We start from the raw sequence: 23,726 nt of genomic DNA, 5'->3' as shown, positions 1-23,726 counted from the left end.
GAATTCCGATCGCTTATAGGCTTTCGTATACATTAATTGACAAATAAAGGCAATACGCATACATAAAGGCCATTCCAGTGAGTTCCAGCATGCCAAGGAGCCGAAATGAGCGATTGGGGTATGCAAAAGGCCGCCCTCGGTGAGCGCCTCGCGGCCGGCCGGCAGCACGCCAAGGGAAAGGTGGTCCCGACCCCGAGCCTCGGCGCGTTTCTGAAGGCCGTGATCCGGTCAGGCGACCGGGTGTGCCTGGAGGGCGATAATCAGAAGCAGGCCGACATCCTCGCCTCGGCGCTCGCCAGCCTCGAGCCAGGGGACGTCCGCGACCTGCACATGGTCCAGTCAGGCGTGGTGCTATCAGCGCATCTGGACATCTTCGAGAAGGGCATCGCGCGGCGGCTCGACTTCTCCTATTCGGGCCCGCAGTCGGCGCGTATTGCGCGCATGCTGTTCGGCGGCAAGATCGAGTTAGGGGCCGTCCATACCTATCTCGAGCTGTTCGCGCGCTACTTCATCGACCTCACGCCGAACGTCGCGCTGATCGCGGCGGTCAGCGCCGACAAGGATGGCAATCTCTATACGGGGCCGAACACCGAAGACACGCCGACCGTCGTCGAGGCGACCAGCTACAAGAACGGTGTCGTCGTGGCGCAGGTCACCGAGATCGTCGACAAGGTGCCGCGCGTCGACATTCCCGGCGACCTCGTGCATTTCGTGGTCGAGGCGAACAGGCCCTTCTATGTCGAGCCGCTGTTCACGCGCGATCCCGCCGCCATCACCGAGACCCAGATCCTGACGGCGATGCTCGCCATCAAGGGCATCTATGCGCCCTACGGCGTGCGCCGGCTCAACCACGGCATCGGCTTCAACACCGCCGCGATCGAGCTATTGCTGCCGACCTATGGCGAGAAGCTCGGCCTCAAGGGCAAGGTCTGCACGCACTTTGCGCTCAATCCGCATCCGACGATGATTCCGGCGATCGAATCCGGCTGGGTCGAGCAGATCCATTGCTTCGGATCGGAAGTCGGCATGGAGGATTACGTCGCGGCGCGTTCCGATGTGTTCTTCACCGGCCCCGACGGCTCGCTGCGCTCCAACCGCGCCTTCTGCCAGACCGCGGGCCTCTATGCCTGCGACATGTTCATCGGGTCGACGCTGCAGATCGATCTCGAAGGCCACAGCTCGACTGTGACGACCAGCCGTATCGCCGGCTTCGGCGGCGCGCCCAACATGGGCTCCGATCCGCGTGGCCGCCGTCACCCGAGCGAGCCCTGGCTCAAGGCCGGCGCCGAAGCCGCCCCTGGTACCAACGCGGCGCTGCGCCGCGGCCGCAAGCTGGTGGTGCAGATCGGCGAGACCTTTGGCGAGCGCAACACGCCCCTGTTCGTCGAACGGCTGGATGCGCTCGAGCTGGCGCGCAAGCTCGACCTCGATCTTGCGCCGGTGATGGTCTACTCGGACGACGTCACCCACATCGTCACCGAAGAAGGCATCGCCAACCTCTTGATGTGCCGCAGCAAGGACGAGCGCGAGCAGGCGATCCGCGGCGTTGCCGGCTACACCGATATCGGCCGCGCGCGTGATGCGAAGCTGGTCGAGCAACTCCGGCAGCGCGGCGTGATCCAGCGTCCTGAAGATCTCGGCATCGATCCGCTCGACGCCGATCGCAATCTGCTGGCGGCGCGCTCGATCAAGGATCTCATGCTGGCCTCGGGCGGCCTCTACCGCCCACCCAGCCGCTTCCGCAATTGGTGAGGAGTTCTGCATGGAAAAGCTCAGCTTCAGACTGGCGGCGCCCCGATCGGCCGGCGGCACTCGCGCGCAGGCGATCGTCGGCGTCGTCGCCTCCGGCAATCTCGAAGTGCTGCTGGAACGCAGCCTTCCGCCCGACATCTGCACCATCGACATCGCAACGGCAGCCCATGGCTTCGGCATGGTGTGGGACGCCGTGGTCCGCGATTTCGCCGCGCGGCGCTCGGCCGGAGGCTTGCGTATCTCCATCAATGACGGCGGCGCCCGGCCGGACACGGTGGCGCTGCGACTAGCCCAGGGCGTCCGCAAGATCGAGGAGCCGGAGCGATGAGCCAGGTGGCAGCCAACACTGTTTCACTAAGCTGGTACGAGGCGAGCGCGCGGCAGCGCATCGACGCACTGGTCGATGCCGGCAGCTTCTCTGAATTCATCGGCCCTGAGCTGCGCGAGATCAGCCCGCATCTGTCGATCTTCGACCTGCCGGAGCAGTTCGACGACGGCATCGTCGTCGGACGCGGCCGCCTGGACGGCACGCCGGTGCTCATTGCCGCGCAGGAGGGACGCTTCATGGGCGGCGCCTTCGGCGAGGTCCACGGCGCCAAGCTCACCGGCCTGTTGCGCGCGGCACATGCGCTCAAAGAGGACGTGTTGATCTTGTTCGACACCGGCGGCGTGCGGCTTCAGGAGGCCAATGCCGGCGAGCTCGCCATCGCCGAGATCATGCGCGCGGTGATCGAGGCACGCCGCGCCGGCATCAACGTCGTCGGCCTGATCGGCGGACGCGCCGGCTGCTATGGCGGCGGCAGCCTGATCGCCGGCACCTGCTCGCGCCTGATCATCTCCGAACAGGGCCGGCTCAGTGTCAGCGGCCCCGAAGTGATCGAGACCAACCGGGGCATCGAGGAATTCGACTCGCGCGATCGCGCCCTGGTCTGGCGCACCATGGGCGGCAAGCACCGCTATCTGATCGGAGCTGCCGACGTGTTCGTCGACGACGAGGCGCTGGCATTTCGCCGGGCCGCGATCGATGCACTCAAAATGCACGGGCGATGCGACGTCGCGGTTCTCGAAGCCGAACAGGCGCGCCTCGCGCGGCGGTTGCAGCGATTCGGCGAGGCCGAGGACGCGGTCGAGATCTGGCAGACGCTCGGCATCGGCAGTCCGACCGACCTTCCCGCACTTCCGACCGGCGCGTTTCTTCGCGCCGCCAACGACAGGGAGACCGCCGATGACGCTCGATGAGATCCTGGCCAGCCTGTTCCCGAACGGCCGCAAGCTCGAGACCACGGACACAACGATCGCGGGACAAGCGATCCTGCCCGACGGCCGGCCGATCCACGTGCTCGGCGTCATCAAGGGACAGCCGCTCGGCGTCGACGAAGCGATCACGCTGGCAGGCCGCGTGATCGAGATCGTCAAGTCAGGCGATCGCGCCCCGATCCTGATCCTGGTGGATTCCGCCAGCCAGCGCATGAGCAAACGCGACGAGCTGCTCGGTCTCAGCGAATATCTGTCGCATCTTGCCAAGGCGTTGCTGCTCGCGGAGGCCGAAGGACATCGCACCATCGGCCTTCTCTACGGCGGCAGCGCCGCCGGCGCCTTCATCGCGACCGCGCTTGCCGCCGCTACGCTGGTGGCACTGCCCGGCGCGCAGCCTGCGGTGATGGACCTGCCGTCGATGGCGCGGGTCACCAAGCTGTCGATCGATGTGCTGAAGGCCAAGGCCGAAGCAACGCCCGTGTTCGCGCCCGGCCTCGACAACATGGTGCTATCTGGCGGCATTCATGTCGTCTGGGACGAAACGGCGCCGCTGGCGCCGCAGCTTGCCGCCGTATTGCAACGGCCGCGGGGACAGGATGAACGCAGTCGGCTCGGCGCCGAGCGCGGCGGCAGGCGGAAGGCGGCCGAGATCGCCGATCGCGTGATTGCGCTCGCGGCGGCTGCGCATGGGAGAGCGCAACATGGCTGAAGCTCTGGCACGCCACAGCATGGTGAAGGCCTCGGCATCCGGATGGGCCGCCGTGATGAACCGCTCTCCCGAGCTCGCCAGCGAGCCAATCGTCGCGGGCTGGGTCGATGCGGGACGCCCCCTCATCGTCCGCCGACCGGGATGCAGCGATACCGCCGACCTCGTGCCGCTCGGCCTGCCGCTACCGCCCTGCCACGGCAAACGACGTATTGCGGTCTCGCTTGCCGCTGCCGATATCCTCACCTCCGCACCGCCTCCCTTGCTGGCCGACGCGGCTGAGGCCGCGCCTGCGCACTGGCGTGCGACGATCGACCTGCTGCTTCAGCTTGTGCCGGAGACGCGCACGTTCGGCAGCCTGGCCTGGCAGCATCTCACCGGCCTTCCCTATCTCTCGGAGCGTTCGGACCTCGATCTGCTGTGGCCGCTGCCGGCGGTCATGCAGGCAAAGACGCTGCCGTCCGACATTGCCGCGATCGCGAAACAGGCGCCGATGCGGCTCGACGGTGAGATCACCGGCCCGGCCGGCGGCGTGCAGTGGCGCGAGCTGACCGGCGCTGACGAGGACGAAGTCCTTGTGAAGAGCTCGGCCGGCGTCGCGAGCATGACACGCGCAGCTTTTCTGTCGGGTGCCGCGTCATGAACCTTGCGTTGAGATGGCAGGCGCAGCCGCAACGCGCGCTTCGTGCCGAGCAGCTCGGCGACCTCGCGTCGCTCTCCCTGAAGCGCGAAGTTGAAACCTATCCCAAGCCGGGACTGGTCAGCCATGTCGACAATGGTGCGCATCGCGACATGGATGCCGCGCTGTTGTGCCGAAGTGCCGACACGCTGGCGCCATTCTTCGGCGAGCTCGCCGCCGCAGGCGCCGAGGGTGCGGGCATGGACCGGTTGCGCGCGATCGGGGTTGCGGCGGAGCGCGCGATGCTGGCGGCGACTTCAGGCGTGAACACGCATCGCGGCGCGATCTTCGGGCTCGGCCTGCTCTGCGCCGCGGCCGGCTATCGCGGCGCGCTCGGCATCCGCAAGCCGCTCGGCGAGATGGTCTCGCAGCGTTGGGGCGCGGCCATCCTCGACGGCCCCATCTCACTGCGCAGCCATGGCGCCTTGGCTGCGCGCCGCTACGGCGCGGGCGGCGCCAGAGCGGAAGCTGCCTGCGGCTTTCCGTCGGTCTACGACATCGCCCTTCCCGCGCTGCATGCGGCACAGCAGCTCGCACCTCGAGATGAAGAGGCGGCCCGCGTTCAGACCTGCATGGCGTTGATCGCTGCGGTCGCCGACACCAATTTGTTGCACCGGGGCGGGGCAGAGGGATTGCGCTTCGCGCAGGCCAGCGCATCCGCATTTCTGGCTGCCGGAGGCGTCGGATCTTCAGGCTGGCGCAAGCGCGCCGCCGATATTCACCAGGCGTTCGTAGCCCGCAATCTCAGCCCGGGCGGCGCGGCGGATCTGCTCGCCATGGCCCTGTTCGTCGATCGGATCGAAACCGGATGCTAGCGCTTCTCTGCGGCGGACAAGGCACGCTCTCGGACAAGATGTTCGATCTTGTCGCGGACCAGCCCGCTGCCGAGCCAGTTTTCCTTGCCGCAACGGCTTGTCTCGGGGAAGACCCGCGAGTGCTCGTCAAGACGCGCGGCGCGGACGCGCTGTCCGCCAACCGGGTCAGCCAGATCCTGACCGTCACATCGGCGCTCGCGATCCACGCCTGCATCGCCGATCTGCTGACCGGGGAGACGGCCGTCACGGGCTATAGCGTCGGCGAGATGGCGGCCTGGAGCGTCGCGGGAGTATGGACCGCCGCCGAAGCCCTGCGTCTGACCGATGTGCGCGCGCGCCTCATGGACCGCGCGGCCGGCCCGAACGGACGGCTCGGCTATGTCCGCGGGCTGGAGCGGGCCAGGCTTGCTCAATTGCTTGAAAGGCATCGCTGCGAGATCGCGATCAGGAATCCAGCTCTGCTCACCGTGGTCGGCGGCGAGGAGCAGGATGTCGCCGACCTCTGCGATGAGGCGATAGCGCAGGGCGCAGGGCGCGCCGGACTTCTCGCCGTGCGGATCGCTTCGCACACGTCTCGGCTTGAAGCAGCCTGCGAGCCCCTGCAACAGGCGCTCGCAGCAAGCTCGCGCAGGCCTATCGCCGATCGGCGAATCCTCCTCGCGGGAGATGGCGGCGAGCGCATCTTCTTCGCGTCCGATGCGACGGCGAAGCTCGCCGGCCAAGTCGCACGCCCGATCGACTGGGCCGCGACGCTGGAGGCGCTTGCGGAGCAAGGCGCCGAGCGCGCGCTGGACCTTGGCCCGGGACACGCGCTGGCCGAGATGATGCAAGGCGCCTTCCCGTCGATCCGCAGCTACGCAGCCGACGGATTCCGCAGCATCGACGGCCTGCGCAACTGGGTTGCCGCGGGCTAAAGCATGATCCGGAAAAGCGCGAAGCGGTTTTCCGAAAAGATCATGCTCAAACAATAAAGCGCGATGACGATGGCCGAACCCGGAACGCCATGGGTGCCCTTCGCGGTGAGCAGCGCGACACGTCATCGGCCTCTCTCGTGGCGCCTTGCCCGATCCGACATCGCTGCACGGGGCGGTTCGACGACGATGATGAGTTCGGCCGGCGTTTTACTGTGACGATTGTCAAAACCATGCGGCAAATCGGCGTAGCACGAGCAACTATCGCCTGCCTTAAGGTCTGCGACGTCGTTGCCGAGGGTTATCTGAAGCGCACCCGACACCAGATAAACGTGCTCTATCGTACCCGGCGCGTGAGCAGGAAACGGTCCCGCCAGGGTTTTTGGCGGCACCACGTAGCGCAAGAACTCGACTTCGCTGCCGGCAACCGTCGGCATGAAGCGATCGCGCTTTGCGCCGGTGCCCGGCTCAACAAGCCACTGCCGCTCTGCGGCTTTGACGACGCGGAGTCGGGTGGGCTCCGGGCTCTCGACCAGGGTCGAGAGCGGCATCTCGAGCGCCTCGGAAAGCGCCGCAAGCGTCGAAATCGTCGGCGATTTGGCCGCCCGTTCCACATCCGAGATCATCGAGGAGGAGACCCCGCTCCTGCTCGCGAGGGCGCGCACCGATAAACTCAACTCCTCCCGCCGCCTGCGAATCGCCTGAGCGATCCGGCTTAGAAGCTTGTCATCTATAGAGGACAAAAACCGGACTCCATATTTTTATAGTGGACACCACCACTTGTCCGCAATAGAGTACACGCATTCGCTTTCGTGGACAAAGCTGGAGCTTGACCTGTGGGTGTCAGAGATTGGCGAAACGACGGTGTGAAAGTGGTGCGTGCAGCCGCGACGCCGCAGGAGGGACGGGCGACAGCTTTTGAGTTTGCCGGGACGGGCGGTGCAAGCATCTGGATGGGAACCGTGACCTTGCCGCCAAATGGGCGAACCGGCGCACATCACCACGGAACGCACGAAGTCGCGGTCTATGTCAGCAAGGGCCGCAGCCGGATCCGGTGGGGCGAACGGTTGGAGTTCACCGCGGACGTCGGCCCTGGCGATTTTGTCTATTTTGCCCCGAACGTGCCCCATCAGGAAATCAATCTCGACCCCGGTCAGCCCGCGCATTTCGTCGTCGTGCGCAGCGACAACTCGGGACTTCGCATCGACCTCGACATCGAGCCTTTGGAGCAACCGGAAACGGTTTACTGACGGCCTCCATTCAGGGAGGCCTGAGTTCAATCGAATATCCAATGCTGGATGGCCTCAATCGACTGCGATCTGAATCCACTCCCGAATGATCATCGCATGCGAGCACTCGAAATCAGACAAGTCGGGCCAGCCGATCTTGACGCCGTCTATGCGATCTCTCTTGCTACCGGCCACAATGGTGGCGATGCCTCGCACCTCTATCAGGACGGCAAGCTGCTCGGCCACATTTACTCTGCGCCCTATGCCGCCCTTGAAGCACGCCTGGCGCTCGTCATTGAAGACGACGAGGGAGTCGCCGGTTTCGCTGTCGGCACGCCCGACACCCAACGATGGCACGACAGGCTCGAGGCCGAGTGGTGGCCGCAGCTTCGTCGCGAGTACGACGACCCAAGCACCATCCCGTCAGCCCAATGGTCAGCGGATCAGCGCCGGGCATTTGCGATTCATCATCCGGAACAACCTCCCAAACAGGTGGTTGAAGCCTATCCGGCACATGTGCATCTGAACTTGTCCCCGAGGCTTCAGGGCCGCGGCGCTGGAGCCTTGCTCTTCTCGGAGTGGGTAGCCCGCGCCTCACGGCTGGGCATCAAGGCCATGCATGTCGGCGTCAACCGCGCAAATGGGCGAGCTGTCCGGTTCTGGTCAAAGCTGGGCTTCGAACAGTTGCAACTGGCGGATGACTGTCCGAGCCGAACCATCTGGATGGGCCGCTCTTGAGAGCTGCTTGCTAGGAGAACATGCCCGAGCGTGGAAAAGCGAAGCGTGGTGCCCAGGGGCGGATTGCGATTTACCCGTCTTGATGGATTGAAAAGACTAGAGAATTTCTACTAGATATCTGATGAAGCTTATCCTTATCGCTCAAGATAATTTTGGGTCACCAACGCGAAGAGTAGGGCGTGGGAGCCGCAACGCGACTTCCCCCGCGGGGTATCACGAGGCCGGATGCCAAAGGCCGCTTGCTCCAAGCAGGCGCTCGAAAAGAATAGATGGCAGCGCCTATAATCGTCGAACTACCCGAAGGGGCGAGGGCGTAACTAGCTCCTCGCATCTGATGCCCGGGGCCTCGGCGATCGTAATCCAGAGAGAGGCTGTCCAGTACTTGACGAGGCAAAGCTCGATTGATCACGTCTGATCATCGGCTGTCATCGAGTTAGCTCACGGCACCGTACCAAGCAGCTTTAGCTCGGCCCTGGCGGCGTCCCACTCGTCGAAGCCGTGCGGGCACTCGTTTGCGACCTGACGGAAGAGACGCGTCGCATCCTCCTTCTGCCGCTTCGTCAACGCGAGCTCACCGATGTAGAAATTCGCCTCGCAGATATGGCCCTTCTTTGCGATGGAATCCGGGTGGTCTGCGGCGGCAAGAACGGCCTCTGGCGTCGTCTGGTCCATGAACAGCTTGACCAAAGGCGCCGGCCAAACAGTCATGTCGAGCTTGGAGCTGGTCTGCGCGAGGTGGCTCGGCTGGTTGTTGCGCCGGCCGGCGATATCGGCCCACAATGCCAATTGGACAATGTCCGGCGCATTCGTGTTGGCCTGGTTGAAATCGGCCAGCGCTTTTTCCGCCGCGCCGGCCGCGAGATAGAAACGCCCGCGCGCGAAATAGGCCAACGGTGACTTCGGATCGAGGCGTATGGCCTGATTGACGTCGGCGATGGCACGGTCGAATTCACCTTTTTCGCTGAACGCGTAACCTCGCCCGACCAAAGCTCGGACCGATTTCGGATCGCGCCGGATCGCCTCGTCGTAGTCGGCGATGGCGCGCTCGATGTCGCCCTTGGCGCGATAGGCGGAACCTCGCCTGGAGAGGGCGCTGACGTCTTCAGGGTAGAGCCGGATCGCCTCGCCGTAATCGGCGATGGCCGCGTCGTTGTCACCCTTTTCCAGGTAGGCGTCGCCCCGATGCCTGAACGCCGAGGCGGATTTTGGATTGAGCCGGATCGCCTCGTCGAAGTCGGCCATCGCGCGCTCGTAGGCGTCCTTGTCGCTGAAGGCGATGCCGCGACCGAGGAAGGCCTTGGCGCGTTGGGGATCGAGCCGGATCGCCTCGTCGTAGTCGGTGATGGCGTGGTCGTTGTCACCCTTGTCGTGGTAGGCGTTGCCGCGATTCTGGAAGGCGATGGCAAGCTTGGGAGCCAACCGGATCGCCTCGCTGTAGTCGGCAATGGCACGGTCGTTGTCGTCCTTGTCGTTGAAGGCGTTGCCGCGATTGATGAAGGCCGCGGCATGGGTCGGATCGAGCCGGATCGCCTCGCTGAAGTCGGCGATGGCATGATCAGTGTCGCCCTTGTCCCCATAGGCGACCCCTCGATTTTGGAAGGCCCTGGCGAAGTGGGGATCGAGCCTGATCGCCGCACTGTAGTCCGCAATGGCGCGGTCGTTGTCGCCCGTGTCGTGGTAGGCGTTGCCACGATTGTTGAAGGCCAAGGGCAATTTGGGATCGAGGCGGATCGCCTGATTGTAGTCAGCGATGGCGCGATCGTTGTCGCCTTGCTCGTTGTAATAGGCGCCGCGATTGTTGTAGGCCATCGCCAGCTTCGGATCGAGCCGGATCGCCTCGTTCAGGTCGGCAACGGCGCGCTCGTTGTCGCCCTTGGCGCGGTAGGCAGCGCCTCGATTGTTCAGAAGGGCCGCGAGATAGCGTCCCTTCGCCTTGTCCGAGATGATGGTCTGAGTACAGTCGACGATCGCCGCATCAGGATCTAGCGGGCTGTCACACCGCTCCCCGGCGCTGGCCAGACAGCTCAGGAAGATGGTGGCAGCGAAAAGCGAGCTCCAAAATCTCCAGTCCGTAGAGGCCATGCAATCGTCCCGAAGCGAACCTGGTCTTCTGAACTATGTGTCCGCATTGGTGGTCCTGGTTCACAGTTTGCCGGGTCAAGCGGGTGCCAAGTTCAAACGGTCTGCGAGGGATCGAAACGGTATCGCTGAGCTCGACCCGATGTTCAAAGATCGCACGGCTGAAAGAGGACGATCCGCGATCTGGCTCGCACTGACGCAGTTCTTGCCGACGAAGGCCCGCGATCTCGAAGCAAGGCAGCGCCGGACCCATCGCAGTGCCGAAGGCGCCGGATGCGATTGCGGACTGAGGGCTCGCGAAGCTTATTGAATGGCGGAGGAATGGTGCCCAGGGGCGGAATCGAACCACCGACACTGCGATTTTCAGTCGCATGCTCTACCAACTGAGCTACCTGGGCTTGCTCCACGAGAGGGGCCAAAGCCCATCGAGCGGGCGGTTTATAGTGGGCTCGCGGCGGCCTGTCTACCCACGCTTCGCCTTCGCTTGCGCGGGCTCAGGGCTGGCTGTGCACAAGCTGGGGCGGGCTTGCCGCCGCACCCCGCTCACTCGAATAAAGCATTGATATTACTGATCATTCAACGTCGTCCACGTCGTCATCACGACCGGGGATGACGTAGGAGCCCTTCAGCCAGCGGTTCAGATCGACGTCGCGGCAGCGCGAGGAGCAGAACGGGCGGGTGGCCTGCGCCTGCGGCTTGCCGCAGATCGGGCAGGTTTTGAGGGGGGCGGTGGGCTTTTTGACTTGGTCGTCCATGATGGCGGCAGTCTACACGAGGTGACGAGGCTCAAGAGCCTCTCGGCAAACGGGTTCCTCCGGCGAAGGCGCAGGCGCCCCGCCGGCCGATTGTACTGTGCATGGGGTTGTTTTCGAGATCTTTGTCAGGCGCGCCTACACGGCGGTGGCGTTGAGCCAGCCGAAGCGGATCGGAAAGCCTTCGCCGCCGAGCAGCGTCGTGGTCTCGTACAGCGGCAGGCCCACCACGTTGGTGTAGGAGCCCACCATCTTCACCACGAACGAACCGGCGATGCCCTGCACCGCATAGCCGCCGGCCTTGCCGCGCCATTCGCCGGAGCCGATATAGGCCTGGATGTCGTCTTCCGAGAGGCGCTTGAAGCGAACGCGAGTCTCGACCAGGCGCTGGCGGAAGGCCTCGCGCGGCGTCACCAGGCAGATCGCGGTGTAGACGCGGTGGTTGCGGCCCGACAACAGCCGCAGGCACTGCGCCGCTTCGTCGACGAGGTTCGCCTTGGGCAGGATGCGGCGGCCGACCGCCACCACCGTGTCGGCGGACAGGATGAAGGCGCCGCGCAGCTCATCATCCAGCTGCACCGATTTCAACGCCGCATCGGCCTTGGCCCGCGCGAGGCGGTTGGCGCAGGCACGCGGCAGCTCGCCCCGCCGCGGCGTCTCGTCGACGTCGGCCGGCCGGAGCGCATCGGGGTCGATGCCGGCCTGGTTGAGCAGCGACAGACGTCGCGGCGAACCGGAGGCAAGAACGAATTTGGGGCGGCCGAGCATCAGGTGATTTTTGGGAGATTTGGCAGGGGTTGAATTGCGCGCGGAACCTATCGGAAGGGGGCTGATTTCACAACCCAGGAACCCTGACTTTGCTGATTCGAAGGGCACCGACATGGCTGTGCCCTCAGTCTGTGACGCGGGTGTTACGGGAGGCCAATGCTACCCGCTCGCCGCGCCCGCCTTGGCGAACCGCCGGCGGATGCGCATCAGCAGCTGGTCGCAAACCTCGCGGTAGGCGGCAAGCTTCTGGTCGCGGCTGCCTTCGATGGTGGTGGGATCCTGCGTCGGCCAGTATTCGACGTCGGCCGCGAGCGTGCGGGTCAGCTCCAGCGCCTTGTGGTGCGCCTCGGGCGAGAGCGTGATGATGAGGTCGAAGTTCAGCCCCTCCCAGTCCTCCAGCTCCTCGAAGGTCTGCGGCTTGTGGGCGGAGATGTCCTGACCGAGCTCGGCCATCACGGCGACGGCGAAGGGATCGAGCTCGCCCTTCCTGGCACCGGCCGACTTGACGTAGAGGCCTTGCGGAAACATGTGCTGCAAGAGGCTCTCGGCCATCGGCGAGCGCACGCTGTTCATCGCGCAGGCGAACAGCACCGATTGCGGATCGCGTGCGCGTGGCGGACCCGCCATCGCACTTAACCCTTCCAGTGAAGAACGGTAATGAGCGTGAACAGCCGGCGCGACGTCTCGAAATCGACCCGCACCTTGCCCTTCAGCCGCTCCTGCAGAGTGCGCGATCCCTCGTCATGGATGCCGCGGCGGCCCATGTCGATGGCCTCGATCTTGTCCGGGGTCGCCGTGCGGATCGCCTGGTAGTAGCTGTCGCAGATCATGAAATAGTCCTTCACGATCCGCCGGAACGGCGTCAGCGACAACAGATGCGCGACCACGGGCGTGCCGTCCTCCTGGCGGATGTCGAACATCAGCCGGTTGCCGCTGATGCCGATATGCAGCGTGAACGGCCCCTTCCCCTCCGCCCCTTCAGGCGCGAACAGATTCTGCTCGATCAGATCGTAGATCGCGATCGCACGCTCATGCTCGATGTCGGGCCCGGAACGGCCGATCGAGTCCTCGTCGAGGGTGACCGCGACGATGCGGTTCTGCGAGTCGTCCTGTTCGGGCGGCTTTGTCATGACAGATTGAGGCGCAATCCAATCGAGCGCGAATGGGCGTCCAGCCCTTCCGCTTGTCCGAGCGTCATCGCGGCCGGACCCAGCGCACGCAACTGATCCGGGCCGCATTTCAGGATCGAGGTCCGCTTCATGAAATCGGCGACGCCAAGGCCTGAAGAGAACCGCGCCGAGCGCGCCGTCGGCAGCACGTGGTTGGAGCCGCCGACATAGTCGCCGATGGCTTCCGGCGTGTGCGCGCCGAGGAATACGGCGCCGGCGTTGCGGATCTTTGCCGCGAGCGCGTCGGGATCGCGGGTCATGATCTCGAGATGCTCGGCGGCGATCGCATCCGCGAGCGGAACGGCGTCAGCGAGAGTCTTCACCATGATGATGGCGCCGAAATCGGCCCAGGACTTGCCGGCAATCGCAGCGCGCGGCAGCGTCTTCAGCTGCGCTTCGACGGCCTTCTCGACGTCGGCGGCCAGACGCGCGGAATCGGTGATCAGGATCGACTGCGCGCTGGCGTCGTGCTCGGCCTGCGCCAGCAGATCGGCGGCGATCCAGTCGGCATTGCCGGTATCGTCGGCAATGACAAGCACCTCGGAGGGGCCCGCGATCATGTCGATGCCGACCTTGCCGAACACCAACCGTTTTGCGGCGGCGACGAACGCGTTGCCGGGGCCGACGATCTTGGTAACAGGCGCGATCGTCGCGGTGCCATAGGCGAGCGCCGCAACAGCCTGCGCGCCGCCGACGCGGTAGATTTCCGTGACGCCGCCGAGTGAGGCGGCCGCGAGCACCAGCGGATTGAGCTTGCCGTCCGGCGAGGGCACCACCATCACGAGGCGCGAGACGCCCGCGACCTTGGCCGGCACCGCGTTCATCAGCACCGAGGACGGATAGGCCGCTGTGCCGCCGGGCACGTAAAGACCGGCGGATTCGATCGCGGTGTAACGCCAGCCGAGCTCGACGCCGAGCGGATCGGTAAAGCGTTCGTCCTTCGGCAACTGGCGGCGATGGTAAATCTCGATGCGGTCACGCGCGAGCTTGAGCGCATCCAGCGTCGCGACATCGCAAGCCTTTACCGCATTATCGATCTCGGCGGCCGTGACGCGCAGGCCGGACGCATCCAGCGTCAAGCGGTCGAACTTTGCCGTGGCCTCGAGCAGCGCGGCATCGCCGCGCTTGGCCACGTCATCGACGATGGCACGGGTGGCGGCTTCGACGTCGGCCGACACCTCGCGCTTGGCGGCGAGGAAGGCCGCGAACTGCAGGTCAAAATCGGCGCTGCTGCGGTCGAGACGAACGGGCATATTGGGCTTGGCTTCTGCTGGTTTGAGGAGGCGCAGTCTGGCTCACCGGCCCCCTGCTCAATGGCGCGACGGGGAAGCTGCGTCAACCCTTGCCGGGTGCAGTTCGGGCGAAGGCCTGAGCCGGTTCGGGTGGTATACAGAGGTTACCTCACCCCTCCCCCTCAATCCCGACTCCCATCCCCAGCTCGTCCGTCCCAAGATCGGTCAACTGGCATTCCAGGCATTCGACGTCGAGGCGAATCGCGCCGCCATGGGCAAACAGCAACAGCGCGCTGCCGCCGGGCTCCTCGTCGCGGCCGCCCTGGGGATGAAACTCGATGCCGACGAGGTCCAGGACCTTGTCGGGTGCTTCCAGGTCGATGTTGCGTGATTTGCAGGCGAGCACGCGGTCGAAGCGGAGCGCTGCGACCAGCCGGCGCGGTTCGGCCTCACCGTCCAGCGTCTGCTCCCAGTCCAGCCGGCTCATGCCAACCACCAGGCGCTTCTCGCCCTGCCGCCAGATGATGTCGGAGGGCTGGACGCGAGCATCCTGCACATGGGTCGAGATCACGGCCAAATCGTCGGCGTCGAGGGCGATCAATTTGAGCTGGGGAGACATCACCGACACTTCTCCTCGTGGACTGATCCGGTCCAACGCGCGGGGCTGCCGAAATTTCCCCGCAAATTAGCGGCCCCGCGGACCACGGACTAGAGCCTATTGATATCCTTCATCTCCAATACCTTCTTGGGATAACCGAGCCGGGCGACCTGGATCATGGGCGCATCGATCAGATACTCGCGCAATACGCCCTGGCCGACCATGCCGGTCGCGCCAAAACCAATGACACGCATCGGACCGTCCCCGCCGAAGCTGCGGCTCACGCGGCGGCCGCGATGTCGTCGAAGGATACGCCGGTCAACGCCGCCGAGACATCCCACAGCCTGGCGGACGAAGCGAAATCCTTTGCCTGCGGCATGATCCGCGCAGCTTTGGGCGCTCCCTTCAACTCGTAGAACCCGTCAGGACCATAATAGCCGCCGGGCTGCGCCGCCGGCGAGGTCGCCGCAAACAGCGTCGGCAGCGCGCCTTCGGCCGCGGACTGGCTGATCAACGGCTGCAGCAACCGGCCGACGCGCCACTGCAAGGTGTTGGCGCCCGGGCCGTTCGAAATAAGGTCGGTGCGCGCAGAGCCGGGATGGGCGGCAATGCTTCTCAAGCCCCAACCGGCCGCATCACTGCGCCGCTGCAATTCGAGCGAGAACATCAGCATGGCGAGCTTGGACTGGCAGTAGGCGCGCCAGGGACGATAGGACCGCTCGCTCTGCAGGTCGCCGAAATTGATTCGACCTGAGCGATGCGCCAGACTCGAGAGATTGACGACCCGAGGCGCCCTGGCGCGGCGAAGGCGCGGCAACAGGCGCGCTGTGAGCGCGTAATGGCCGAGATAGTTGGTGCCGAGCTGCATCTCGAAACCATCCTCGGTCTGCTGCTGTTTCGGCAGCGCCATCACAGCGGCATTATTAACCAGGAGATCGAGCTGGTCGTTGCTGGCGGCGAAACGCCGGGCGAAATCGGCGACCGAGGACAGGCTGGCGAGGTCGAGACGCTCATAGGCGATCAGGGCGTGGGGAAACCGCGCGCAAATGCCCTCGATCGCCCGCAGGCCCTTTGCGTCGCTGCGTCCGGTGAGTATGACGATGGCACCAGCGCCCGCCAGCGCCAGCGCCGTCTCGTAGCCGAGACCGCCGGTGGCCCCTGTGACGACGGCGGTCTTGCCAGCGAGAGAGGGGATGTCAGCCGTGGTCCAGTCGGTCATGCCATGTCTCCGTTCGGGGCTGGATAAGGCCCGCGACCGGTCTAAATGTGCACTGAGTGCAAATTTGCAAGAGGTGAAATAGTTTGAAGGCTTCCAAACCCACCCGCCATCCGGTCAGGACAAGCGCCAAGCCGTTGCCGGCAAACGCAGAATCCCCTGAGAGCCCTGGCCTGCGCCAGCGCAAGCAGCAGGAGACCCGCGAGCGGCTGAAGCGCGCGGCGATCGCGCTGTTCCTTGAGCGCGGCTTCGAGGCCACGACCATCGACGACATCGCAACCGCTGCCGACATGTCGCGGCGGAGCTTTTTTCATTACTTCGCGTCGAAGGAGGACGTGGTCGCCGCATGGCAGGAGGATGCGGCGGCGGCGCTGGTCACCGAAATTCTGGCGCGGCCAGCGGACGAATCCATGCTGACGGCGGCCGAGAACGCCATCGCGGCGGCGATCAAGCGGATCGATCCGACCGAGGCGGCGGCGATGTCGCGGCTCAAGCGCGACAATCCTGCGCTTCACGCCCGCGACCAGCTCAAATACGAAAAACTCGAGCGGGCGCTGGCGGAGGGCCTGACACAACGTTCGGGGCGCAAGTCGGAGCGGCTGAAGGCCCGGCTCGTCGCCATGATCGCCACCGGCGCGATGCGCGTCGGCGGCGAGAGTTGGCTCAGCGAAGGCACGCGCGACAAGCCGGAGGCTTTCATCAAGCGGACCTTCGATGCAATCAGGGCGATCCTGGCGTGAGCGATCGGCTCACGCCTTGAAGAACGCCAGCAGATCCGCGTTGATGGTCTCGGCTTCCGTGGTCGGCATGCCATGCGGAAAACCCTTATAGGTCTTCAGCGTGCCGTTCTTGAGCAGCTTGGCCGACAGCGGCGCGGAATCGGCGTAGGGCACGATCTGGTCGTCGTCGCCATGCATCACCAGCACGGGCACGCTGATCTTCTTCAGATCCTCGGTGAAATCGGTCTGCGAGAATGCGACAATGCCGTCGTAATGCGCTTTCGCGCCGCCCATCATGCCCTGGCGCCACCAATTCTGGATCACCGCTTCCGACGGTTTTGCGCCGGGACGGTTGTAGCCGTAGAACGGGCCGGCTGCGATGTCGCGGTAGAAGGCCGAGCGGCCGCCGGCGAGCGCGGACTGGAAGCCGTCGAACACGCTCTTCGGCAGGCCGCCGGGATTGGCTTCGGTCTTCACCATCAGCGGCGGCACCGCCGAAAGGATCGCGGCCTTGGCCACGCGGCTCTCGCCATGCCGCGCGATGTAGTGCACGACTTCGCCGCCGCCGGTGGAATGGCCGACATGAAGCGCATTCTTGAGGTCGAGATGCGCGGTCAGCGCCGCGAGATCGTCGGCATAATGATCCATGTCGTGACCGTCGGCGACCTGCGCCGAGCGGCCATGGCCGCGGCGATCATGGGCGATGACGCGATAGCCACGCGTGACGAAGAACATCATCTGCGCGTCCCAATCGTCCGCCGACAGCGGCCAGCCATGGCTGAACACGATCGGCTGGCCCGAGCCCCAGTCCTTGTAGAAGATCTCGACGCCGTCTTTGGTGGTGATGGTAGGCATTGGGTAACTCCTTTAGCGAGATGCAATCAGGCGAACACCATCGGCTTGTAGCGGCGCCAGGCGCCGATGGTGACCACCACGAAGAACACCAGCACGATGCCCTGCACCACGGCAAACACCGGGCCGGATGGCGGTGCCGGCGGCACGGCGGGTGCGAGCGCGGCCAGCGCCGGGATCTTCAGGAAAGACTGGATGATCAGCACGAAGACATTGAAGTAGAGCGAGATCATCGCGGTCACGACATAGACCGGCCGCCAGACGCCTTTGAGCTTCATGCCGTACAGCGCGACGCAGGCGATCGCGAGCAGCACCAGCGAGATGCCGGCAATGATGTAGGAGGGCAGCAGCTCCTTGAACGGAAACAGGAAGCCCGTTGCATTGGTCAGGATGGTGAACACCAGGAAGATCGCGGTGAGGCCTGGCATCGGCTTCGAGCCGAGCAACCCGAACATCACGACGAGACCAGCCGCGATGGCGATCAGGCTGATGATGACATGGACCAGTGTGAAGGCTTGCAAACTCATTCCGAGAACCATGACATCTCTCCTCATGTCGTCACTGAGATCAGAGGATTGATATTACGCCCCTCATCGAATTGCCACCGGCGCTGGCCTCACATATCTGCGCGCAGCCATGCGTCATCGTGCGAATCGACAAACGCATGGCTGATTTTGAAGCCGAGCTTCACACGTCCTTGGTGTCGAAGATCAGGAGGTCGGCGCCGCCGCTGGCGAATTTCGGCACGTCGCCGGCGGCCGCCTTGCCCGCTTCGCTGCCGAAGGCCTTCTGGATGTCGGCCACGCTGTCGAAGGTGAGGATGGCGACGAGGTGAACGCCTGAGGGTCCGGCGGGCGAAGCAACTGCGCCGGTGCTCACGGCGTATTTCTTCAGGCCGGGAAGTTTCTTGGCGAGCGGAATGTGGGTCTCGGCATAATGCTTGTCGAAAGCGGCAGCGTCCTTGGGCGTCTTGTAGAGCACGACGAGTTCGGCCATTTAGTCCTCCCGTTGAATCTTCGTTTTCCACGCGCGATTGGGTTCGCGACGTGCGAGATAGTCAGGCATCACAGGGCACAATGGCAAGCCGGATTCGACTTGCCATTCGCTTGTCTTGTCCTTGACTAAAGCGCCGGTTTTGCGGCGTCGCCGAGATAGCCGTGGAGGGAGGCCACGACCTGGGCGCCTTCACCGATGGCGCCGCCGACGCGCTTGACCGAGCCGGAACGGACGTCGCCGACGGCATAGACGCCGGGCACGGAGGTCTCGAGCGGAGCCACCAGCTTGCCCTGGTTCAGCTCGGACTGTGCGCCTGTCACCACGAAGCCGCCGCGGTCGAGGGTGACGCCGCAGCCGTCGAGCCATGAGGTGGCGGGATCGGCGCCGACGAACAAGAACAGGTTCTTGATGTCGGCGACCTCCTCGTCATCGGACAGCCGACTCTTCCAGCGGATCCGCCGCAGCAGCGAGCTCTCGTCGCCTTCGAGCGCCGATATCTCGGTGTTGAACAAGAGCTCGATGTTCGGCGTTGCTTCGATGCGCTCGATGAGATAGCGCGACATGCTGGCACCGAGGCCGCCGCCGCGAATGATCATCAGGACCTTCCTGGCGTGGCCCGAGAGAAACACCGCCGCCTGTCCCGCCGAATTGCCTGCACCGACCAGCGCGACTTCCTCGCCGGCGCACAGCTTCGCCTCCACCGGAGAGGCCCAGTACCAGACGCCGCGCCCTTCGAACTTGTCGAGATTGGCGATCTCAGGCCGGCGATAGCGCGCACCTGATGCGACCACGATCGAGCGCGAACGCAAGGGATCGCTGCCATCGAGCGCGACTGAGAAGGCGCCGTCCTTGCGCGTGCAGTCGAGCGACTTCGCCGTGACGGGGATCATGATGTCGGCGCCGAATTTTTGCGCCTGGTTGAAGGCGCGGGCCGTGAGCGCCAGGCCGGAAATGCCGGTCGGGAAGCCCAGATAGTTTTCGATGCGCGCGCTGGCGCCGGCCTGGCCGCCGAAGGCGCGGGTATCGAGCACGGCGACCGACAGCCCCTCGGAGGCCGCGTACACGGCGGTGGCGAGCCCCGCCGGGCCGCAGCCGACGATGGCGACGTCGTAGATGCGATCATTGCGCGGGCCGCCGATCATGCCGATCGCGCGCGCAAGCTCGGTCTCGCCGGGGTTGCGCAGCACGGCGCCGTCCGGTGTGACGACCAGCGGCCAGTCCTCGGGCTTGGGCGAATAGCGCGCGATCACCTCGGCAGCGTCGCGATCCTTGTCGGGATCGAGCAGGTGATGCGGCTGGCCGTTGCGGGTGAGGAAGCCCTGCAAGCGCACCACGCCGGCCGAATGCGAGGGACCGATCAGCACGATGCCGCCGACGCCGGCCTGGAGCAGATTGACCCGGCGCAGGATCAGCGCACGCATGATGCGCTCGCCGAGCTCGGCCTCGGCGACCAGCAGCGCGCGCAGGCGCTCCGGCGGCAGCAGCAGCGTCTCGACATCGCCTTCGGCGCGGCCATCGACCAGCGCCGGGCGGCCGGAGAGCTGGCCGAGCTCAGCCAGAAATTGGCCGGGCCCCTGGTCGATCACCGGCGCCACATTGCCGAGCCCATCGCGCTGGCTGATGGCGACATCGCCTTTCAGCACGACGAACATGCCCGGCCCCGGCTTGCCGGTCTCGAACAGCAGCTCGCCATCCTTGTAGGTGCGAAGCTCGCCGAAATTCCTGAGACGCTCGATCTCCGCCGACGTCAGCGTCGGAAACGTCTGCTCGGGGCGGGTGAAACGCGCCATCTGCGCGTCGCGATCGCTTCGTTGGGATTCGTCTTGCCCCGTGGTCACTGCATGCACTCCAAATAATGCCGGCGGCTCGCTTCCAAGCTCAGGTCTCGCTGGCGGCCCCCTCATTTAGGGACCCATCGTCATCTTGCGAGGGGTCGCCGCTTGCGGCGCGTTCGCGCGCCTGCGCCTTGCGTCGCTTCAGGTTCTCGCGCAGCGCCGATTTCAGCCGGTCGTCCCGCGATGTGCGGTCTTGCCTCGTCGTCTTGTTGGTCTCGTCAGCCATCGCGGCTCCATCCGGCAGATGGCGATAACATGCAAAGAGAATGCGGCAGCTCAAGAGGCCTTGATGGTCCCGATCGTGCGAAATCCAAAATGGGCCGAATCCGCCGCAGCGGCCAACTGGCCAGTTGGCGGGGAAGCGGAACCGAAATCGGCCGAAAGTCGGTCGTTTCCGGCCCAAACAGCCGTAATACCCCCGATATCGCCCCGATTTTCTCGTCTGAGTGGGCCTTGCAAGCTTGCACAGCGGGGAGGCCTGTGGCAGATATCGGCCCGCTTGGTAGGCCCCCCGTAGCGGCCGATTCTGATCCCAGCACATGCTGCCGTAGCTCAGTGGTAGAGCACTCCATTGGTAATGGAGAGGTCGACAGTTCAATCCTGTCTGGCAGCACCAGCCATCCTATTGGATGCATTGATTTTCTTGAAATTTCGGTCCTGAGTGCCACACGAAAGTGCCACACAGACCATGGTTTCCCTGAAATTTTCGATGTCCAAGCGCGCAGGCTCCGTTGTTCCCCAATTCCGAATTCGCACTCCAACCAAGATCGTTGATCGACTGCGCGGCAAGCGTGTGCTGCTCAGCATCGGGAGCCCGGACCATCGCCCATGCGTGAAGACGGTGACGATCGGAAGCGACATCGCATTCAGTCTTGAGACAGAGGACAAAGCGATCGCAGAGGCGCGGCAGGCGAACGCTCTGGATCACTTCAGACGCTTGTTTGAACTGACCGAAGCAGACCCGATCCACCTGTCCCACAAAGATTTGGTAGCGCTCAGCGGAGAGACCTATCGACTCTATCAAGAGATTCACAACAACGAGCCGGGCGAGCCGGACGCCTGGATGTACCATAAAGCGCTCAGCCGTGCGGTGCTTGAGGGCCGGATCGCGAATGCACCACCAGCCACGCTCGTGCCGAACGAGGCAAGCACCGCTATCGAGTTATTTGGAAGTGGGGACCTGACCGCAGCAATAAATGATCTTCCCGTCGATCAATACGACGCGATAGAGGACCGGTTTGGGCTTCTCGCTGATTGGGTCTTAATACGGCATCGCATCAACCTAGAGCCGGGTGACCGACGACGGTTCCTGCGTCTCGTAGGGATGGCCAGCCTCGATGCGGGCTGGCAGTTGCGCCGAAACGCGGAGGGCAACTATTCGCCTGATCCCCAAGCTCAACGCTTCCCTTCGATCGAAACTGTCACGGCGGTCAGGCCGCGACAGACGATCAGCGGCCTATTCGAACTGTGGTGGGCTGAGGCCAAGGCCGTAGGCCGTACACAGAGCACCCATGACGCCTACCGGGGCGCCGTAGACAGATTGGTGAAACACCTGGGACATGACGATGCGGGCCGTGTGACCGATGCAGACATGATCGCGTTCAAGGATGCGCGATTGAAGGTCGTGAGCGTCAAGACCTTGCGGGATGGTGATCTTCCGGGGATCAGGTCCGTGTTCGGCTGGGCCGTCGACAATAAAAAGCTATCGAAGAACCCCGCCAATGCGATCAAGATAAAGGCAGAGAAGAAAGCGCGGACCCGATCAAAAGGCTTCACTGACGATGAGGCCAAAGCGATATTCGTTGCCTGCCTTGGCTATCAGCGAAAGCCCAAAGAGGATGCGCGGACTGCCGCCGCGAAAAAGTGGGGTCCATTGATTGCGGCCTATACCGGATGCCGGATTGCTGAAGCACTCCAACTCCGCAAAGAGGACGTTCGCAAAGAGTCCAAGCATCACATATTCGACTTCAATCCGGCCGCAGGGTCCATCAAGTCAAAATCGTACCGGTTGGTGCCCGTGCATCGCCACCTGATCGACCTTGGCTTTCTCGACTTCGTCAATGAGTCTGGGGACGGCCCGCTGTTCGCGAAGGGGGCGTACAAGCGCGTAGTGGATTTCGTGCGGACAGTCATTACCGATGAGCGGGTGCAACCGAACCACGGCTGGCGCCACCGCCTCAAGACGATCGCCCGAAACCTTGGATTGGATCACCGTGTTGTTGATGCCATCCAAGGGCACGCGCCGAGAACAGCCGGCGAGGACTACGGTGACGTGACGGTGCTGGCCATGGCCCGCGTAATCTCTGCTATTCCGCGAGTTGGCTGATAGCAGATCTTCGCTGTGGCGACGATTTCGGCTACATCACTCTCCATCGCGATTGCTCGTTCAGAAGTGTAAAGGTGCCTAGCTAAGGAACAAACGGCCCGCCATACACGAGGGTTAGCCATCATGAGGCAGGCTTCGCGCCAAGCGAAAGCCTTGATGATCTTCGCTTCTTTCGAGTTAGTTGCGGTGGCGATTGAGAACTTTGCGGCAACAAGTATGCAGGCCACATCCAAATCCTCTCGATCGTTCTTGCCGCAGGCTTTCAGATCGGCTTCCTCCCCTTGCCAGCGAAGCTGAGCAGCCATCCCTGCCATTAGTAAAATACAATAGCTTAAGGCTTGAGTTTTGCTTGAGTCTTGTATGAGTCGCCAATCACAAGGATGGTTACCAAAGGCAACTCGCCCATCTGTCCGGTGCTCATCGCTGGGGATTGCTGACACATGATCAAAGCGCAGTTTTAGAATTATAGCTGCGACAGCATGTCCAGCTTCATGATAGCATGCCCCTTCATTGTCGTTAAACTGCGCGAGATCGGGATCTACGCTCTGGCTAGTCAAGCTAAAATCTTCGGAGGCCGCGATCATTCGGTGTCTGTCGAGAAGTAGTCCCATCAGTAAAGAAGCCCCTGGCGCGTAACCATCGTCGATGGGCCATATATAGTTCGTCATTTCAAAATCGCGATGCTGCGTCAGCAAGCGCCACGCCGATAGGCTTGATCGAGATCGATACTGTCGGTCGCGGACTTCAGCCAGTCGCGAGCCCACCTCGGAGATATGAGGTGATCTGTATCGAACTCACATCCGGAAAGTTGTGAAGCGGTCAGCCATAAGGCGTTAATGGCCTCAAGTACCCGGCGAATCTGTGTGGAGAAAAGTTCAAACGGCTGCCCGTCGTCGTGTGTCGGCTTGGCGATGTAGACTTCGTCAAGCCGCTCAATCGTGTATCCGCGGTAGAAAAGATTCGTCACTTGCTTCGCTCCCTGCCTAAGTGATGCAAACCAACTGTGACCGAAACCTCATTTGCATTCCACAGCAATCCGTTTGCATTTTCTCCGTAGTTTTCCCGGACACTTAGGTCCGGGATCACCTTGTCCTGTG

At 63.8% G+C, this 23,726-nt stretch carries 27 protein-coding genes, 2 tRNA genes and 1 pseudogene; 12 read left to right on the top strand and 18 right to left on the bottom strand.

From position 1 onward, the window contains the following. The first annotated feature begins 105 nt into the window (after nucleotides 1–105). The 7 genes from mdcA to G8O24_RS10415 are packed head-to-tail and all read left to right on the top strand — an operon-like array spanning nucleotide 106 to nucleotide 6,123. The gene (gene mdcA, locus G8O24_RS10445; RefSeq protein ID WP_188098846.1) at nucleotides 106–1,752 is read left to right on the top strand and encodes a malonate decarboxylase subunit alpha; all 1,647 of its coding nucleotides are present in this window, start codon (nucleotides 106–108) and stop codon (nucleotides 1,750–1,752) included. Between the two features lie 10 nt (nucleotides 1,753–1,762). Continuing rightward, the gene (gene mdcC / locus G8O24_RS10440; RefSeq protein WP_188098844.1) at nucleotides 1,763–2,080 is read left to right on the top strand and encodes a malonate decarboxylase acyl carrier protein; all 318 of its coding nucleotides are present in this window, start codon (nucleotides 1,763–1,765) and stop codon (nucleotides 2,078–2,080) included. Further along, nucleotides 2,077–2,991: a biotin-independent malonate decarboxylase subunit beta gene (locus G8O24_RS10435; RefSeq protein WP_188098842.1), complete on the top strand. Its 915-nt coding sequence runs from the start codon at nucleotides 2,077–2,079 to the stop codon at nucleotides 2,989–2,991. The genes mdcC and G8O24_RS10435 overlap by 4 nt, the downstream gene beginning before the upstream one ends. Next, nucleotides 2,978–3,718, top strand: a complete 741-nt coding sequence (gene mdcE / locus G8O24_RS10430) for a biotin-independent malonate decarboxylase subunit gamma (RefSeq protein ID WP_188098840.1) — start codon at nucleotides 2,978–2,980, stop codon at nucleotides 3,716–3,718. Before G8O24_RS10435 ends, mdcE begins: the two co-directional genes overlap by 14 nt. Beyond that, on the top strand, nucleotides 3,711–4,358 hold the full coding sequence (mdcG, locus tag G8O24_RS10425; RefSeq protein ID WP_188098838.1) for a malonate decarboxylase holo-[acyl-carrier-protein] synthase: 648 nt from the start codon (nucleotides 3,711–3,713) through the stop codon (nucleotides 4,356–4,358). Before mdcE ends, mdcG begins: the two co-directional genes overlap by 8 nt. Further along, nucleotides 4,355–5,209 carry a triphosphoribosyl-dephospho-CoA synthase MdcB gene (gene mdcB, locus G8O24_RS10420; RefSeq protein ID WP_188098836.1) on the top strand — a complete coding sequence of 285 codons (855 nt, stop codon included), beginning with the start codon at nucleotides 4,355–4,357 and terminating at the stop codon, nucleotides 5,207–5,209. Before mdcG ends, mdcB begins: the two co-directional genes overlap by 4 nt. After that, nucleotides 5,203–6,123 carry an acyltransferase domain-containing protein gene (locus tag G8O24_RS10415; protein ID WP_188098833.1) on the top strand — a complete coding sequence of 307 codons (921 nt, stop codon included), beginning with the start codon at nucleotides 5,203–5,205 and terminating at the stop codon, nucleotides 6,121–6,123. The genes mdcB and G8O24_RS10415 overlap by 7 nt, the downstream gene beginning before the upstream one ends. A 122-nt stretch (nucleotides 6,124–6,245) precedes the next feature. On the opposite strand, the gene G8O24_RS10410 is transcribed toward G8O24_RS10415, so the two are convergent. After that, on the bottom strand, nucleotides 6,246–6,863 hold the full coding sequence (locus G8O24_RS10410; protein WP_188149090.1) for a helix-turn-helix domain-containing protein: 618 nt from the start codon (nucleotides 6,861–6,863) through the stop codon (nucleotides 6,246–6,248). A gap of 123 nt (nucleotides 6,864–6,986) precedes the next feature. Between G8O24_RS10410 and G8O24_RS10405 the strand changes: the two genes are divergently transcribed. Then, on the top strand, nucleotides 6,987–7,370 hold the full coding sequence (locus tag G8O24_RS10405; protein ID WP_311972227.1) for a cupin domain-containing protein: 384 nt from the start codon (nucleotides 6,987–6,989) through the stop codon (nucleotides 7,368–7,370). Between the two features lie 96 nt (nucleotides 7,371–7,466). Then, nucleotides 7,467–8,087 carry a GNAT family N-acetyltransferase gene (locus G8O24_RS10400; RefSeq protein ID WP_188098827.1) on the top strand — a complete coding sequence of 207 codons (621 nt, stop codon included), beginning with the start codon at nucleotides 7,467–7,469 and terminating at the stop codon, nucleotides 8,085–8,087. A gap of 438 nt (nucleotides 8,088–8,525) precedes the next feature. Here the strand turns inward: G8O24_RS10400 and G8O24_RS10395 are convergent, their stop codons facing one another. The 10 genes and pseudogenes from G8O24_RS10395 to G8O24_RS10350 form a co-directional block, all read right to left on the bottom strand. Then, nucleotides 8,526–10,169 carry a tetratricopeptide repeat protein gene (locus tag G8O24_RS10395; RefSeq protein ID WP_188098825.1) on the bottom strand — a complete coding sequence of 548 codons (1,644 nt, stop codon included), beginning with the start codon at nucleotides 10,167–10,169 and terminating at the stop codon, nucleotides 8,526–8,528. Nucleotides 10,170–10,488: 319 nt separating this feature from the next. Then, nucleotides 10,489–10,564 (bottom strand) — tRNA-Phe (locus tag G8O24_RS10390). A 174-nt stretch (nucleotides 10,565–10,738) separates the two neighbouring features. After that, nucleotides 10,739–10,921: a DNA gyrase inhibitor YacG gene (gene yacG, locus G8O24_RS10385; RefSeq protein WP_188098823.1), complete on the bottom strand. Its 183-nt coding sequence runs from the start codon at nucleotides 10,919–10,921 to the stop codon at nucleotides 10,739–10,741. Between the two features lie 135 nt (nucleotides 10,922–11,056). Continuing rightward, the gene (locus tag G8O24_RS10380) at nucleotides 11,057–11,686 is read right to left on the bottom strand and encodes a Maf-like protein (RefSeq protein WP_188098821.1); all 630 of its coding nucleotides are present in this window, start codon (nucleotides 11,684–11,686) and stop codon (nucleotides 11,057–11,059) included. A gap of 159 nt (nucleotides 11,687–11,845) precedes the next feature. Next, nucleotides 11,846–12,313: an arsenate-mycothiol transferase ArsC gene (locus tag G8O24_RS10375; protein ID WP_188098819.1), complete on the bottom strand. Its 468-nt coding sequence runs from the start codon at nucleotides 12,311–12,313 to the stop codon at nucleotides 11,846–11,848. 5 nt (nucleotides 12,314–12,318) lie between these two features. Beyond that, nucleotides 12,319–12,816: a UPF0262 family protein gene (locus G8O24_RS10370; RefSeq protein ID WP_188098817.1), complete on the bottom strand. Its 498-nt coding sequence runs from the start codon at nucleotides 12,814–12,816 to the stop codon at nucleotides 12,319–12,321. Further along, entirely contained in the window at nucleotides 12,813–14,108 is a 1,296-nt protein-coding gene (hisD, locus tag G8O24_RS10365) for a histidinol dehydrogenase (RefSeq protein ID WP_188098815.1), read from the bottom strand. Before hisD ends, G8O24_RS10370 begins: the two co-directional genes overlap by 4 nt. A 148-nt stretch (nucleotides 14,109–14,256) precedes the next feature. After that, nucleotides 14,257–14,706, bottom strand: coding sequence for a DUF2948 family protein (locus G8O24_RS10360; RefSeq protein WP_188098813.1), 450 nt, complete (start codon nucleotides 14,704–14,706; stop codon nucleotides 14,257–14,259). A gap of 134 nt (nucleotides 14,707–14,840) precedes the next feature. Next, nucleotides 14,841–14,969 (bottom strand): annotated as a pseudogene (locus G8O24_RS10355) (epimerase); the annotation flags it as partial. Continuing rightward, nucleotides 14,966–15,904, bottom strand: a complete 939-nt coding sequence (locus G8O24_RS10350) for an SDR family oxidoreductase (RefSeq protein WP_188098809.1) — start codon at nucleotides 15,902–15,904, stop codon at nucleotides 14,966–14,968. The pseudogene G8O24_RS10355 and the gene G8O24_RS10350, both read right to left, overlap by 4 nt. Nucleotides 15,905–15,987: 83 nt before the next feature. On the opposite strand from G8O24_RS10350, the gene G8O24_RS10345 reads away from it, so the two are divergent. Beyond that, complete coding sequence (locus G8O24_RS10345) at nucleotides 15,988–16,641, top strand: TetR/AcrR family transcriptional regulator (protein WP_188098807.1); 654 nt, start codon at nucleotides 15,988–15,990, stop codon at nucleotides 16,639–16,641. A 9-nt stretch (nucleotides 16,642–16,650) separates the two neighbouring features. Here G8O24_RS10345 and G8O24_RS10340 read toward each other — a convergent pair whose 3' ends face one another. The 5 genes from G8O24_RS10340 to G8O24_RS10320 form a co-directional block, all read right to left on the bottom strand. Beyond that, nucleotides 16,651–17,475: an alpha/beta fold hydrolase gene (locus tag G8O24_RS10340; RefSeq protein ID WP_188098805.1), complete on the bottom strand. Its 825-nt coding sequence runs from the start codon at nucleotides 17,473–17,475 to the stop codon at nucleotides 16,651–16,653. Between the two features lie 26 nt (nucleotides 17,476–17,501). Next, nucleotides 17,502–18,011, bottom strand: coding sequence for a hypothetical protein (locus tag G8O24_RS10335; RefSeq protein WP_188098803.1), 510 nt, complete (start codon nucleotides 18,009–18,011; stop codon nucleotides 17,502–17,504). A gap of 148 nt (nucleotides 18,012–18,159) precedes the next feature. Then, entirely contained in the window at nucleotides 18,160–18,468 is a 309-nt protein-coding gene (locus G8O24_RS10330; protein WP_188098801.1) for an EthD family reductase, read from the bottom strand. Between the two features lie 125 nt (nucleotides 18,469–18,593). Next, complete coding sequence (locus tag G8O24_RS10325) at nucleotides 18,594–20,258, bottom strand: FAD-dependent oxidoreductase (RefSeq protein WP_188098799.1); 1,665 nt, start codon at nucleotides 20,256–20,258, stop codon at nucleotides 18,594–18,596. Between the two features lie 88 nt (nucleotides 20,259–20,346). Then, nucleotides 20,347–20,529: a hypothetical protein gene (locus G8O24_RS10320; protein WP_188098797.1), complete on the bottom strand. Its 183-nt coding sequence runs from the start codon at nucleotides 20,527–20,529 to the stop codon at nucleotides 20,347–20,349. Between the two features lie 315 nt (nucleotides 20,530–20,844). Between G8O24_RS10320 and G8O24_RS10315 the strand changes: the two genes are divergently transcribed. Together G8O24_RS10315 and G8O24_RS10310 are read left to right on the top strand one after the other, a co-directional pair. Then, nucleotides 20,845–20,919 (top strand) — tRNA-Thr (locus tag G8O24_RS10315). Nucleotides 20,920–21,012: 93 nt separating this feature from the next. After that, nucleotides 21,013–22,629, top strand: a complete 1,617-nt coding sequence (locus G8O24_RS10310) for a site-specific integrase (RefSeq protein WP_188098795.1) — start codon at nucleotides 21,013–21,015, stop codon at nucleotides 22,627–22,629. On the opposite strand, the gene G8O24_RS10305 is transcribed toward G8O24_RS10310, so the two are convergent. Then, nucleotides 22,566–23,324 (bottom strand): hypothetical protein, encoded by a 759-nt coding sequence (locus G8O24_RS10305; RefSeq protein ID WP_188098793.1) that lies wholly within the window; start codon nucleotides 23,322–23,324, stop codon nucleotides 22,566–22,568. The two genes, G8O24_RS10310 and G8O24_RS10305, sit on opposite strands and share 64 nt — an antisense overlap. After that, a complete protein-coding gene (locus G8O24_RS10300; RefSeq protein ID WP_188098791.1) occupies nucleotides 23,318–23,596 on the bottom strand; it encodes a hypothetical protein in 279 nt (92 codons plus the stop codon). Before G8O24_RS10300 ends, G8O24_RS10305 begins: the two co-directional genes overlap by 7 nt. Between the last annotated feature and the right edge of the window lie 130 nt (nucleotides 23,597–23,726).

The sequence above is a fragment of the Bradyrhizobium campsiandrae genome (assembly GCF_014529705.1).
Lineage (GTDB): Bacteria > Pseudomonadota > Alphaproteobacteria > Rhizobiales > Xanthobacteraceae > Bradyrhizobium > Bradyrhizobium campsiandrae.
Note: the sequence above shows the minus strand (reverse complement) of the source record. Positions and strands in the feature narration are given on the sequence as shown.